The sequence below is a fragment of the Paenibacillus sp. FSL R10-2748 genome (assembly GCF_038005565.1).
Lineage (GTDB): Bacteria > Bacillota > Bacilli > Paenibacillales > Paenibacillaceae > Paenibacillus > Paenibacillus polymyxa_B.
This window is the reverse complement of the sequence record NZ_JBBOTK010000002.1, coordinates 617,069-631,724: the sequence shown is the minus strand read 5'-3', so window position 1 is coordinate 631,724 and position 14,656 is coordinate 617,069. Positions and strand designations below refer to the sequence as shown.

Sequence of the window (14,656 nt, the reverse complement as noted above, 5' to 3'; positions counted from 1 at the left end):
CGCTACCAATTAAGGTAAGACGCACTACTGACAGAAAAGTTCAGCCGCTGTCCTGTCAGCAACAAAAAAGATGAGGGTGACACAAACTGTTACGCCCAAAATTTAAGATCCGCACAGTAGATAGTTCTGCCGTACAGTCTTTTTCATTAATATATACTATATGTAAGAGTGGGTCAATGTCAAGAAAAGAAAAAGAATGAAAACGTCAGAATTTGTCGATAGGGCTTAAGAACTAAAAAAGTGGGACGAATTTCTGAAAAATGGATGCAAATTTCTAGAGTTGAGAGTAAAATAGATCATATTATGAGCTATAGTGGTGTATAGCCGCTGTCTTGGTACAGCTAATTTTGCTGTGAAGGAGCGCCTTAATATGTCGGAATTTTCAACAACGGATCAGCAAATGCTTGACAGTAAAACAGTCCAGGCTGGCGGTGCTCCGCTGTTTGATGATAAAGGATATACGTCTTTTGCCTGGCTCCAGAACATGGATATGACACCCTATGATTTCCCCTATATTAACCAGCTGCTTGTCCAAGGATATCGGAGTTGGTTACAGCAGAGCAATGGTATATCCTGGATTAACGAAGAATATACTGCTGTTTTTAATTTTATAGGTGTTCGTGTTGCTGGTAGGGAAGAAGATGATGACGAGGATTTGGATTTGGTCGAACGTTGTTGCATATCTAGAGAGATGGAAGTGAGTCAGCGCAAACTTCGTGATGGAAGCCTTGCGTTTGTGTATATGGTTCCCATACTATGCCGTAATTACAAGAGGGAGCCCTTTGCCGCTCTTCGTTTTACACGGCCTGCTCAACATTCTGTCTCAAATCAGGACACATTGTTAGCAGCTGCTTTACATTTTAAATCCTGCTTTTACTCGAAGTTTGAGTATATATTTATGGAAGATATCCTTGGGATGCAGAATCGAAGCGATCGTGAAGGTAGACGCCGTTCTATTTTATTTCAGATTGTAAAACGGATGCATGACAAAATTGACGTGGAAGGCGTGCTGGATGAGGTATTCGGGAGCATCGCCTATTTGTTTCCCCATGTAGATATCACCTTGTATATGAGTCAGGATCGACACAGTCGCAATCCGCAGGTCAAACCTTTGCTGCTGCATGAACGGGACGAAGATGTATGCGTCCGTGCATTTATGAAAGGGCAAATGGCTGTGAATGAGCCTGTCGGTACACAAGATGAAATGACTGAAATCGGCATCCCATTACGTGGCAAGCAGGGTGTATACGGTGTTTTCCATATGATCCTTCCATCGGGTGCGGATAGTATGAAAAAAGTGGATGTAGAGCTGATTGCCATGATGGCGGATACGGCTGGCACTGCATTTGAAAATGCGAAGCTGCTTGAGCAGTCTAATGTACTTATTCATGAATTGCGTCTCATTAATGAACTGGTTCAGCGCTTGAATCAGAGCCTGAAGTTAAATGAAATATTTGAATTTGCCGTGCAGGAGTTATTAAAAATGTTCATGGCTGACTTTTGTTGTATTGTACAGCTTGATCAGGATGGAAGCTGTTTTAAGGTCATGTCGAGTAATGTGGAAAGCTTAAAATTAGAAAGTTACCCTCATGAAGAGGGATTTGCTGGACTGATACGCAAAACAGGAGAACCAGTGATTGTGTCGGACTATAGAAAGGATGGGAAGATAACCTCTCATTTTATGGATGCGACGGACTCCCAGTCTTTGATGGCTGTACCTATGAAGACCAGCGGTACTCCTAGAGGGGTTATACTATTGTCCAGCAAGCTTCCACACTTTTTCTCTTATGATAATTACAAAATGCTGCAAATGCTAGCCCCTCACATCGGGTTGGCGGTAACCAATGCTATGCTGCACGCTGAGGTGCGACGTTTGGCTAATATGGATATGTTAACAGGTCTGTATGTACGTCATTATGTGGACCAAATCATTCAGCAACATCAGGAAAAGGATTTCTGTGGATCTCTTATTTTGGTAGATATTGATCAATTCAAACAGGTGAACGATACGTATGGGCATCAGACGGGTGACGAAATTCTGAAAAGCGTCAGCAATATCGTTCGTTCGGCGACTCGCGATGAGGATGTATGTGCCAGATGGGGCGGCGAGGAGCTTGCCATTTATTTACCGCAGCTGGGGGTACAGCAGGCGCTCGGATATGCAGAAAAAATACGTTACCGTGTACAGCATGAAACCGAGCCTCAGGTGACTGTTTCTTGCGGGATTGCTGAATGGAACTGGCTGGACGAGCAGATCAGTATTGAATCTTTATTTTATAGCGCTGATATGGCCTTGTACGAAGCGAAAAATGAAGGACGCAATCGAATAGTTGTTGATCATGTAGCCAATGTGTAGAGAATATTCCTTAGGGAGTGTTCTCTTTTTGTCTTGCATAACCCATTGCAGACAGGTAATCCTAAACGTAGCTTTATCGTGTGTATGTTTGAACTATAGGGAAAACACGATAAAGTGAACCAGGTAGCATAACTGCCTTGAAGCAGGATTATTGCTCATGAGTACAGTTATGTTCAGGATAGGATGGATGATGGGATGCATTGGAGAAAGCAATGGGTGATGCAGGTTTGTGGTGTGTTCCTTGTGATAGGTGTGTTAAGTGGTTGTGCACTGGATCGACAATATACTCCTGAGCAGATTTTTAAGAGATCTGTTGCAGGAATGGCTGGCAAAGAGATGGTAACGTTTACTGGACGGACTGCAATTAGAGCTGACAGTGGTCTGCCAACGAATAAGCAGTTTGAATATCGCGGTAGGCTAAGAAATCACGATGAATTGATCATGCATTGGGGCTCTACAGAAGCTTTTCGTAAGCAAGGTGGCTACGTAGCCCTGCAACAAGGTAAGTCCGAGCATGATGTTACACAAGAACATTTTCTTCGTCAGAGTGGAAAATGGGTTGCGCTGACATCCGGTTATCCCCCTCTGGGTGGAAATGGTATGTTAAATCGCTTCAATCCGATTCAGGAGCTTGAGGAATTAAATACACTGAATAAGAGCATTCGTATGGAAACGGGAGCTGCCCGGGGAACTTGGATGTTGAGGATTGAACCGGAATCTGCTTCGGCAAAGCGCTGGTTGAAAGATCGTTTAATAAAAGAAATGAATACGTTAAACCCTCAAATCGGGATATTAAAAACGCAGCATACAGGAACGAATCGAGAACTGCAAAAGAAGCTGACTCAAGTATGGTCACAAAGTTGTGAGGATATGAGCAACCAGTTGGAGCAATCCATTGTGCGTACTGTGTATCATCTGACCATAGATCGCCAAACAGGTTTACCCTTAAAGCTTTCATCGGAATGCAGGATTTCCCGACAGGGAGTGAATGAAGAGCTGCATCAAGAGGCTTTGATAACCAGAGTTACTTTTGAGGACTACAAGTAACGGAGCGGGCGTGATACAATGAATTTTGAATTAACCATTGTTCAAAAAGAATGAAATAGAGAAGGAGAGACACTACATGAAAGATCCTAGAATACTTAAGCTGGCGGAAAATTTGGTAGGTTACTCTGTTGAGGTGCAGCCTGGAGAAAATGTATTGATCGAAATGATTGGTACAGAGCGTGACTTGCTTAACGCCATCATTCATGAAGTTGGTAAAAAAGGTGGAAATGTTTTTGTACAACTTACAGACCGTAAGGTACAGAGCGCCATGCTTCGTCACGCGACAAAGGAAATGCTGGAGACCTGGGCTGAGATTGACCTTAACCGGATGAAGCAAATGCACTGCTACATCGGAATTCGTGCAGGGGAAAATGTAAATGATCTGTCAGATGTGCCGGAAGATAAAATGAAAATGTATAATTCCATTTATCAGCATGCGGTACATAGCGAACAACGGGTGAAACACACCAAATGGGTAGTGCTGCGTTATCCGAATGACAGCATGGCTCAATTGGCGAATATCAGCACAGAAGCATTCGAAGATTTTTATTTCGATGTGTGTAATCTGGATTATGCAAAAATGGACAAAGCTCAAGATGCATTGGCAGACCTGATGAATCGGACGGACAAGGTACGGATCAGCGGACCGGGTACGGATTTGAATTTCTCTATTAAGCAAATCGGAGCTATCAAGTGTTCAGGTCAATGCAATATCCCGGATGGCGAAGTATACAGCGCACCTGTACGTGATTCCGTTAACGGAACTATCAGCTACAATGCACAAACCCTATATAATGGTATTACTTTTGAAAATGTTAAATTCCGTTTTGAAAATGGTAAGATCGTGGAAGCGACGAGTAACGATACGAAGCGGCTGAATGATATTCTTGATTCTGACGAGGGAGCACGTTATATTGGCGAGTTTGCCATCGGGTTTAATCCGCACATTTTACATCCAATGAAGGATATTTTGTTTGACGAGAAAATCGCTGGCAGCTTGCATTTTACACCAGGTCAAGCTTATGAAACAGCGGATAACGGTAATCGTTCATCCATCCACTGGGATTTGGTGTTGATTCAGCGTCCAGAATACGGCGGTGGTGAAATTTATTTTGACGATGTTTTGATTCGTAAAGACGGCATCTTTGTACTGCCTGAGCTGGAGCCATTAAACCCTGAAAATTTAAAATAACGATATCCGTTCTTGCTGAGAAAGCGATTTCAATGTATTATTATGGATGAGTAACGATACATGACAATTCAGTAAAGCGAGGGATCTCTATGTCCAATAATAACGCGGCTGTTGTTGAAATTGCACAGACGGCGAGCAAGTTCACCTCTTCCATCGTCCTTCATTCCGAAAATAAGTATATTGATGTGAAAAGTATACTGGGCTTGTTTACGACCCTAGTCAGCAGCCATAGCTATGAACTACACGTTCATGGACCAGATGCGGAGGAAGCTAAGAAAGCGATCATCGAGGTGTTCGAGAAGCACGGACTTCATATTTCAGTAGCCAGCTAACTTTATTCTTGAAGCAAAAGCATCCCTACCTGTAACTGTAGGGATGCTTTTTTTGTCAGGTTCTTGTATTAGCCTGCAATTTGGTCTAATATTAAGGATAGGACGTCTTGTGCGACATTGAGACATAGGGGGGAAGAATCCATGACTTCATCTGATTTGCAGGAACAATTGAATATCAAGGCTATTAATCTGCTTCAGGAAGATGCAGATAAAATAAAGAAGCTTATTGAAGTACAGATGGAGAATCTGGCAACCCGTTATTGCCCTCTCTATGAGGAAGTGCTGGATACTCAGATGTACGGATTTTCCAAGGAAGTGGATTTTGCGGTTCGCGCTGGACTTCTTCCGGAAATGGTAGGTAAACAGCTGGTCAGTGAGCTGGAACGCAATCTGGCTATTCTATATGAGGCCATGAATAATAAGGCCAATTAGGAAGACGGTTGAATTGATGAGAGCATGCGTAGTTTGAGAGCATGCTTTTTTTGATGCCTTTTTTAAAAAAATGTTCTTTTAGGATGGTGAAAGCGCATCGCCCTTCCACCATCCTAATGCACATTTTAAAACCTTAAAAGCTACACAAGGAAGAAGGATACACCTAACAATACATACACTACCAGTAGCATGAGTCCCTCATACCAGTTGGTTGAGCCGTCCTGGGTGATGGATTTGGCGATAAATACAGCGACAGCAATGGCGACCAGCTCAATTGTGGTGAAAACAATATTCATCGTGTTTCCCATAAAGTAACTGATAAAAATCAGCACAGGGGCAACAAATAGTGCAATTTGCAAACTGCTGCCGATAGCTATTTCGACAGATGCACCGATTTTGTTCTTCATCGCCAGTAAAATAGCAGCGCTGTGTTCGGCTGCATTACCAATAATAGCGACGAGGAAGGCACCTACAAACAATTCGCTGAGCCCAAATTGGGTCGTAAATACCTCCAGTGTACCTACCAGCCATTCGCTGACAAAAGCGACCATGACAGTAGCGAGTACCAAATAGGCAATGGATTTGTTTCTGGACCACACAGGGGCATGCTCATGTGGCAATTCTTCATCTTTTTGTTCGGTCACATCAGCTAAATAGTCCTTATGCGTAATCATAGAAAAAATAAGCCACGCAATATACGCGACAATGAGCGTGCCTGCGACAATGAGGCTGAGCGTATCTGATTCGTTATCCGTGATAACGTGTGTGTTCAGAAAGACAGCTGGAACGAACAAGGCAATAACAGCCACAATCATCAGAGAACCACTTAATCCAGCCAGCGATATATTGAAATTTTGCACTTTGTACTTTAAACCGCCAGCGAACAGACTTGCTCCGAGCACCAGCAGCAGATTACCGATGATGGAACCGGTAAGACTGGCCTTTACCATATCGTAAAGACCTTCTTTAACAAGAAAGATGGCGATGATCAGTTCGGCTGCGTTACCAAAGGTGGCATTTAAGAATCCGCCTAAACGTTGGCCAGCATAATGCGCGACACTTTCGGTCGCCCTGCCGAGAAAACCGGCTACGAATACAACAGAAATTGCGCAAATGACAAATTGGGCTATAGCGTTCCAATGCGTGTAATGAGCGACTGCGCTAAGAGCAAATGTCACTATAAGCAAAGCGGGAGATAACCATTTTTTCAATGAAGAGCACCTCGATATCAATAGATGTGTACAAGTTTGGTGAAAGCTGTCACTTGTATGGATTTTCTAAATTAATATACCCAAAATGATATAGGTTGTAAACGAAAGTTGTTTTTCATACGTAGGGTTTGCATTTGGAGTGGCTGAGGCTTTACAATACAAATAAAGGATGGATGAAGGGGGACATAGGTCATGGCAGAGCAAATTCAACAACTGGAAGCAGGAAACATCAAGATTTCCAACGATGTCGTAGGTAAAATTGCCGGGATGGCCGCATTAGAGACACCGGGCATTGCTGCAATGTCAGGCGGTTTATCGGAAGGCTGGGCCAAAAGGCTGAGCGGTAAAAATGTGCAAAAAGGCGTATCAGTGGAGGTTGGACAGCTGGAAGCTGCCATTGATCTACGTATTATCGTGCTCTACGAAACACCTATTCATGAGGTGTCCCGAATTCTTCAGCAAAATGTGCGAGAAGCCGTCGAAAGTATGACGGGTTTGCGGGTCGTGGAAGTGAACGTAAAAGTGGAAGGTGTCGCGTTCAAGGACGACGCAGTGTAAAAGAATCAGGAACCGATAAATTGACGTTTTTCACCAATTGTATACATGCCGGGAATTCCGTGGGATAACCCGAATAAAAACACGAAAACTGGTGGTTATAGAATCGCCAGTTTTCGTTTTGTGAGTCAACAGTATAGCCATTTTTGCAGAGGATTCCCGTATTTTTATACATAACCAAAAGAACTTCCAAAGCCACCGTTGTAAGTGGTCCATGGAAGTTCTTTTTTTAACGAAAACGGTTGGTTCTACGCGTTTGAAAGCGATTGGGTACTTCATTACGGACAGCTACCCCTGTGGTGCGTTCCTGCACCGCTTGTTTGGTGTTCTCACGAGAAATACTGAGCATAATGCCCATGGAAAACATCATGACAAGTAGGGAGGAGCCACCAAAGCTGATAAATGGAAGCGTTACGCCAGTGATTGGAATCGTTTGGGTTACACCGCCGATATTAATGAAGGCCTGAATAGCGATCAAACCCATGATGCCAGTGCCTACCAACGTTCCGAACGGATCATGGCAACGCAGAGCAATGATCATGCCTCGCCAAATGAAATACAAATATAGCATCAGGAATATGGCTGTTCCGACAAATCCGAATTCTTCACCAATTACAGAAAAGATAAAATCATTAAATGAATTAGGAAGATAGTGAAGCTTGATAATACCTTTACCAAATCCTGCCCCGTTTAAACCGCCTTCACCTATAGCTTGCAAGGACTGTACCAGATTGTATCCTGTTCCTTGTCTATATTTCTCGGGATTAAGAAAGGCTTGAAAGCGTCCGATTTTATAATCTTGCTTGGCAGCAGCTTGTCCATCTGTGGTTCCAGAATCTCCTCCAAACAACGACCCAATGCCAAATACGATGGAAGCGCCTAGCACGAGCAGAACAATTGATGCTGTAATATGCTTGACACTGGCTCCACCGGCATAAATAATCAGACCACTGGTAGCAACCAAAATGAAGCAGGAGCCTAAATCAGGTTGAAGCATGATGAGTCCTGCAACACAGCCTACAATGACTGTTACAGGTATGTAGCCAGTCCGCAGATCTCTAAAGCGATCTCCTTTTTTGACGATTAGTGCGGATAAGTAAAGAATGATGGAAATTTTTGCAAGCTCCGTTGGTTGGAAGCCAACACTACCAAACCTGAGCCAGCTTTTTGCGCCGTTAAGTGAGCCTGTAAAAAGAACGATGATTAGCAGTAATATAGTTATGAAAAATAAAGGTACAAAAAGCTTTTTATATTTTTCCATCTTAATATTCATAGCTACCAACATAATAAAAAGTCCAAGTACAGCAAAAGCAGATTGGCGCTTCACAAAATATAAAGAGTCAAAATTGTATTCTTTATTCAGCAGAGCTACGCTGGAGCTGGAGCTAAATACCATAATTACACCGAATCCAACCAATAACAAAGTGAGGATCAGCAATTGAAAATCCGGTGTGCCTCTTCTTCGAGTCTCCGGCTTCGTATTTCTCATATCAGCTTCCCCCGGTATTCGCCACAAGGTATATTCCTCGCAGACGGTTATCATTTTATCGTTTATCCATTTTATCATATTATGTTTGTTGGGCTTCTGCAACCTCCCTGAAGCAACAGATATCGCAACAATTCCATATCTGCTACAATAGGATGAAAATGAAGACTTGAGAGCAGCGGTGCATACGTGGTGACGCTGCATGATTAATTCGGGAACTTGCCCGGTGCTTTAAAAGGAGAGGTGGAGCAGAATTGACACAACATGCGATAGATAAGATCTGGTTTGATCGTTTGCAAGAAAACATGGTGGAGTGGCGTAGACATTTACATAAGAATCCCGAAATTTCCTTTCAAGAAAGCAAAACCGCAGCTTTTGTGGCGGATAAGTTGGAGAGTTGGGGAATCGAGATTCGCCGTCAGGTAGGGGGACACGGTGTTGTAGGCACCATTCGTGGTGCTAAACCTGGGCCTGTCGTCTTGCTGCGCGCCGATATGGATGCTCTTCCTATTCAGGATGAAAAGGAATGTGAATATCGCTCCAGCGTGGACGGAGCCATGCATGCTTGCGGCCATGACGGACATACATCCGCGTTGCTTGGAACGGCTTACTATTTCAGTCTGAATCGGGACGAGCTGCAAGGAGAAATTCGGTTGTTGTTCCAACCTGCGGAGGAATTGCTGCCTGGCGGAGCGGTCAGTGTAATAAAGGATGGTATATTGGAAGGTGTGGATGTCATTTATGGCATCCATTTATGGACACCTTTTCCGGTCGGGACGGCCGCGAGTTGCGCAGGGCCGTTGATGGCGGCGGCAGACGATTTTTATATTGAAATCACAGGTAAGGGTGGGCATGGTGGGATGCCCCAGTCCACTAATGATAGTGTCGTGGCGGGTTCAGCTCTTGTTATGCAACTGCAAAGTGTTGTAAGCCGTTCAGTCGACCCATTACGACCTGCCGTGCTGACGGTGGGAACCATCCAAGGGGGCTCTGCGCAAAATGTGATCGCAGAAACGTGTCGCTTGAGTGGAACGATTCGTACGTTTGATGAGGAGACACGAACGGTAATGAAGGAGCGACTGCATGAGGTGACGGAGCTTACAGCCGCAACATACGGTACAACAGCACAGGTTCGCTATATTATGGGGTACCCACCAGTTGTCAATGACACACATGAAGCATCTCGTTTCTTTAATGAAGCAAAATCTGTTTTCGGCGAGGAGAATGTGCAGAAAGCGTCGAAGCTGATGCCTGCTGAAGATTTTGCGTATTATTTGGAACGTGTGCCAGGTTGCTTCATGTTCGTAGGAGCGGGTAACCCAGTTAAAGGAGCAGTTTATCCACACCATCATCCAAAATTTGATTTTGATGAGGATGCTATGATTAACGCGGTTCGTTTGTTTATTGCGATGTCTACGGGATACGCTGCGGAACGAAACGCAGGGGCAATTATGGGCTAAAATGAGTTGAATTGGGAACGGTTCAATCTGGAGTATGAGGTTAATGAAATGGGGTACCCTACTGTTGAAAAGGAGGGAGTACCCATGAAAAAGGTTCAGGAAGTTATGACTAAAAAATGCGTAACGGTTACCCCGCAGGACAATATTTATGAAATTGCGGTCAAAATGAAGGACAATGATACTGGTTTTATTCCGGTTGTGGAAAGCGAAGGCAGTGATAAGTTGATCGGTGTAGTAACGGACCGTGATCTTGTCGTTCGCGGTTATGCGGCTAAAAATTCGGGTTCGGGTTCGGTCGATACCGTCATGACGACAGGTATTCGTACAGCCAGTGCGGACATGTCGGTGGACCAAGCAGCTGAACTGATGGCAGAACAGCAAATCCGTCGTTTGCCCGTAACGGAAGGAGACCGTCTGATCGGGATTGTCTCGATCGGGGATTTGGCTGTTCGTAATATTTTTGCAGACAACGCTGGAGAGGCGCTTAGTCATATTTCCGAGCAGGTCCACTAGAAGAATAATTAAGGTAGCATTAGTTTGGGGAGATCTTTACCCCGAGCTTCTAATCAGGAGTTCAACCCGAATATGGGTTGGGCTCCTTGCTATTCTGGTTGATATGCCAATAAACGGATAAGCTATTTATTATATAAGTTTAAAATGATGTATTGTTAGATTATCAGGAGGTAGTTATGAATCCAGATCATCCTTGTATTGTACAACGTGATTTTACCGTTCTGCTGGAGATGGACTTGCCCGGTTCAGAATGGGCTCGTTCACAGTTGCAGATTTATGCGGAGCTGGTTAAAAGCCCGTCCGCTTTTCATACATACCACATCACTCCATTGACTTTGTGGAACGCAGCTGCCCTCGGATGGAGTGCTGAGGACATTCAAAATAGTTTGCACTCCATGTCCCGTTGGGATATTCCACGTGATTTGTTGAAGGATATTGAACAGCTCGTTTCTCGTTATGGGACGTTGACGCTTTCACGGGAGGGTACGGAAGAAGAGCGAACTTATAGCACAGATATGATTGGCGCATACCGTGCTGAGCATGAGCCAGACGGAGGTATAAAGACAGGGAAAGCCAACAGCTATACAATGGGTGATCGCTTGATCTTGGCAGCAGAGACCCCCGCTTTACTGGGTGAGCTACTGACCAAGCAAGAGCTTAAACAGCTTGGTTTACTTCGACTTGATGAGGTAAGCGCGTCGGTCCCGCCCGAAAATCGGGGCTTGCTCAAGCAGGAATTAACGCGCTTGGGATATCCCGTTGTGGATACGGCAGGCTATCTTGAAGGGAATCAGCTTAATTTTACCTTGGGAAAGGGACAAACAAAGTTGCAGCTTCGTGATTATCAAGTAAAGGCCGCTGATGCATTTGAAGGGGCGGACGGCTTAGGGGGTAGTGGTGTACTGGTACTTCCATGCGGAGCCGGAAAAACAGTGATAGGTATGGCGGTAATGAATCGGTTTCAGTGCGAGGTGCTTATTCTAACATCTAATACTACTTCTGTACGGCAATGGGTAGAAGAGTTAAAACGAAAGACGGATATTCCTGCCGATTCCATCGGGGAATATAGTGGTCAGAAAAAAGAGGTACGTCCGATTACGGTGGCGACCTACCAAATATTGACACACCGTCGCACCAAAGATGGGGATTTTGAGCATATGAAACTGCTGAGTGAGCGGAAGTGGGGACTCATTATATATGATGAGGTTCATTTGCTGCCCGCGCCAGTATTCCGGGCGACGGCTGACATTCAGGCTACCCGTCGTTTGGGGTTAACAGCCACGCTGGTTCGAGAAGATGGTTGTGAACGCGATGTGTTCTCTTTAATTGGACCCAAACGGTATGATATGCCGTGGAAGGAACTGGAGCGACAGGGCTGGATCGCTCAGGTCGATTGTGTGGAGCTACGGCTTCCAATGACAGCTGAACTTTTGGAGCGCAGTATGCGTGCCGAGAGTAGACAGCAGTATCGAATTGCAGCCGAAAATCCGGTTAAACTGGAGGCGGTACGTAGCCTGATGCAGCAGCACAGCGGCTTGCCCACGCTTATTATTGGTCAATATTTGGACCAATTGCGTATATTGGCTCAGGAGCTCGGTGTCCCACTGATTACGGGTTCAATGAGCCAGACGGAGCGGGTGCGTTGGTTTGATGCGTTCCGCAAGGGTACAATTCGGACCCTATTGGTATCCAAGGTTGCAAACTTTGCGGTGGATCTGCCGGATGCGGCAGTAGCCATAGAGGTATCGGGTAGCTTTGGCTCTCGTCAGGAAGAAGCGCAGCGACTGGGCCGCATTTTGCGACCAAAGTCGGGCGAGAATAAAGCTTATTTTTATGCGCTAGTGACGGAGAATAGCAAGGAGACGGATTTTGCAGCTCGTCGTCAGCTGTTTCTGATCGAGCAAGGCTATGAATATGCGGTTCGCAGATTTAGTGTGACAGAGGCTATCGTAGGCCGGGATGATAAGCCTGGAGATCGTGGAAAGAAAAAGGAGGCCTAATCAAGAATGGGCGTAACGAACACGCAAGACAGCTGGAATGAGCTTTCATCAGATGAGCTGCTGGTGCTTAGACAATGCTTTATCCGGTACGCGGGACAGCCCATGAAGGAAGAAGAACCTATACAGCTTACCCGGGGAGCGTTAAGCGGAGTCGAAACGAAACTGGCACTGCGTGGATTACGTGCCCGGGGCTGGCTGAAGGCTGTTACCAAATCGTGGGGCGAACGAATTTTATATATTCCGGTTCATCGGCTACCGGATCTGTACGATATGTTGTTAGAGCAAAATCCAATGAACATGATGCATTCGGATCATCCGATAATGGTACATGAATCAATGACAGGCCTGGAGTCGGAATTACTGCATGCGTTGTCACGTATTGCGGTACAGGGCGTTCCTTTGACGGCCAAAGGAACCATACATAAGCGGTCATTGCAAAAATTGAATGAACTGACCCCCTTTCGCCCAGAGGACCTGATAGGTCTTGGGTTGCATTATGCGCATGCAGAGCTGTATCCAGTGCAAACGGTGGTAATGATGGATTTGCTACTCAGTTTGGGTCTGTTAGTGAAAGAAACTGTGTCTTTTCGCGTTCAGGAAACGGAACTGGAGACTTGGATTCGTTTGTCTGCTTGGCAAATGCGCAAGCATATTTTTGCTACACTCATGGAAAGATACGGCAAGGCCGAAGCGTCTATGCAGCATTTTCGCTATATGCTGTGTGCCGTCTCCCAGTATGTAGGATCAGAAGGGTGGATATCTATCCAGTGTCTGCTGCAATGGATGCTTCAGGTAGGTCTAATCCAGCAGGAGAGTACGAACGGAGCTGATTCCAAGAACGGTGCCCTTTTAGACTTTGTTCCTACAATCTCAAATCCGGAAGGGTTTGCGGGAGAAACGGTATCTGATTTTAATTTCAATGGACCTTTCATGGAGGAATTGAAGGGTTGGCTGAAGGCCCTGACTGCTTTTGGAATGGGCGATTGGGGCCAGACTGCATTGGGCGAACTGTGTTTTCGCTGGGATGTATCTGTGATAGATATGCTTCGTCCCAATAATTACGAGGATACACATCAAGAACAAGGTACTTTTTATGTACAACCTGATTTTGAAATATTGGTTCCACCAGATGTGGCATATGATGTGCGCTGGCGACTGGAATGCTGCTGTGAACGTGTGACAGGAGATCGGATGGTAGTATACCGGATCACCAGAGAAAGTGTTACAGAGGCAATCGAGTTAGGAATGGAAGCCAAAGCAATTCCTGCTCTTCTGGACAAGTTCAGCCGGACAGGTGTGCCTGATCATGTACGTATGGCGGTAGAACAGTGGGCAGGCGATGTCGGACGGACGGCTTTTGCAACGGTAACACTTTTGCGATGTGGCACACAGGAGGATGCAGACATGGTTGCACGCCATCCCGCGCTGGAAGGATTGCTGGAACGGCTCGGTGACAGGGACTTTATTATTCCGGCGAGCTCTGCTGTCAAAATACGAAAAACGCTTGCTGCAATTGGATTAGGTCCACGTCGTGAACTGGAAGGTGTGGATCCGACTCATCATTATCCATTGATTTTGGAACCAGAGAACATAAGTTCAGGCAGCCCCAACAGTGAAATGGAGTCCGACCCTACTCAAGCCCGTTCTATATTTTCCCAAGAGGGAAGAGCAGGTTTTGTTTATACTGGGCGCACGCTGCATTTTTACGAACAAGAGCACACGCTGCCTGATCCGTCTGACTATTTTCCAGAAAGATCTACAGTCCCCTCCTCATGGACAAAAGAATGGAGGAGTTACCATACTTCCACTGCCCGGCAGTTGATCGAGCAAGCGATTCGTTGGCAGGCTGCTGTGGGACTGCGAATCGGTGGGAAAGAGGTTAAATGGATACCGGAGGCGGTGGTTCCCGGTGCACCATGGAGTGTCACAGGCTGGTACGCCTCAGGAATGGATGACGAAGCACCTTCTCCTGCGACTTTACAGCCAAGTGAATGGTCAGACATGCGGCTGCTGGTTCCTTTTACATAGTAGAGCCAGGAAGTGCATGAAACTCCTTCTTCTCAAAAGAAGGA

The 14,656-nt window shown here is 45.4% G+C and carries 12 protein-coding genes; 10 read left to right on the top strand and 2 right to left on the bottom strand.

Annotated features, from left to right (window positions below):
* Positions 1-370 precede the first annotated feature (370 nt).
* The 5 genes from NSS66_RS09500 (at position 371) to NSS66_RS09480 (ending at position 5,359) form a co-directional block, all read left to right on the top strand.
* Positions 371-2,356 carry a sensor domain-containing diguanylate cyclase gene (locus NSS66_RS09500; RefSeq protein WP_028540548.1) on the top strand — a complete coding sequence of 662 codons (1,986 nt, stop codon included), beginning with the start codon at positions 371-373 and terminating at the stop codon, positions 2,354-2,356.
* A gap of 195 nt (positions 2,357-2,551) precedes the next feature.
* Positions 2,552-3,403: a hypothetical protein gene (locus NSS66_RS09495; RefSeq protein WP_023989325.1), complete on the top strand. Its 852-nt coding sequence runs from the start codon at positions 2,552-2,554 to the stop codon at positions 3,401-3,403.
* A gap of 76 nt (positions 3,404-3,479) precedes the next feature.
* Complete coding sequence (locus tag NSS66_RS09490) at positions 3,480-4,595, top strand: aminopeptidase (protein ID WP_013310916.1); 1,116 nt, start codon at positions 3,480-3,482, stop codon at positions 4,593-4,595.
* An 89-nt stretch (positions 4,596-4,684) separates the two neighbouring features.
* A complete protein-coding gene (locus tag NSS66_RS09485; RefSeq protein WP_013310915.1) occupies positions 4,685-4,927 on the top strand; it encodes an HPr family phosphocarrier protein in 243 nt (80 codons plus the stop codon).
* Positions 4,928-5,068: 141 nt separating this feature from the next.
* Positions 5,069-5,359, top strand: coding sequence for a YlaN family protein (locus tag NSS66_RS09480; RefSeq protein ID WP_007431028.1), 291 nt, complete (start codon positions 5,069-5,071; stop codon positions 5,357-5,359).
* Between the two features lie 140 nt (positions 5,360-5,499).
* On the opposite strand, the gene cax is transcribed toward NSS66_RS09480, so the two are convergent.
* Complete coding sequence (gene cax / locus NSS66_RS09475) at positions 5,500-6,570, bottom strand: calcium/proton exchanger (protein WP_028540551.1); 1,071 nt, start codon at positions 6,568-6,570, stop codon at positions 5,500-5,502.
* 192 nt (positions 6,571-6,762) lie between these two features.
* On the opposite strand from cax, the gene NSS66_RS09470 reads away from it, so the two are divergent.
* Positions 6,763-7,128: an Asp23/Gls24 family envelope stress response protein gene (locus tag NSS66_RS09470; RefSeq protein WP_013310912.1), complete on the top strand. Its 366-nt coding sequence runs from the start codon at positions 6,763-6,765 to the stop codon at positions 7,126-7,128.
* A gap of 226 nt (positions 7,129-7,354) precedes the next feature.
* On the opposite strand, the gene ftsW is transcribed toward NSS66_RS09470, so the two are convergent.
* Entirely contained in the window at positions 7,355-8,614 is a 1,260-nt protein-coding gene (gene ftsW / locus NSS66_RS09465) for a putative lipid II flippase FtsW (protein ID WP_023989322.1), read from the bottom strand.
* A gap of 251 nt (positions 8,615-8,865) precedes the next feature.
* On the opposite strand from ftsW, the gene NSS66_RS09460 reads away from it, so the two are divergent.
* The 4 genes from NSS66_RS09460 (at position 8,866) to NSS66_RS09445 (ending at position 14,612) form a co-directional block, all read left to right on the top strand.
* Positions 8,866-10,071: a M20 metallopeptidase family protein gene (locus NSS66_RS09460; RefSeq protein WP_340958820.1), complete on the top strand. Its 1,206-nt coding sequence runs from the start codon at positions 8,866-8,868 to the stop codon at positions 10,069-10,071.
* Between the two features lie 84 nt (positions 10,072-10,155).
* Positions 10,156-10,584, top strand: coding sequence for a CBS domain-containing protein (locus NSS66_RS09455; RefSeq protein ID WP_023989320.1), 429 nt, complete (start codon positions 10,156-10,158; stop codon positions 10,582-10,584).
* Between the two features lie 176 nt (positions 10,585-10,760).
* On the top strand, positions 10,761-12,584 hold the full coding sequence (locus tag NSS66_RS09450) for a DNA repair helicase XPB (protein WP_340958819.1): 1,824 nt from the start codon (positions 10,761-10,763) through the stop codon (positions 12,582-12,584).
* A gap of 6 nt (positions 12,585-12,590) precedes the next feature.
* Positions 12,591-14,612 (top strand): helicase-associated domain-containing protein, encoded by a 2,022-nt coding sequence (locus NSS66_RS09445; protein ID WP_340958817.1) that lies wholly within the window; start codon positions 12,591-12,593, stop codon positions 14,610-14,612.
* The last annotated feature ends 44 nt before the right edge of the window (positions 14,613-14,656 follow it).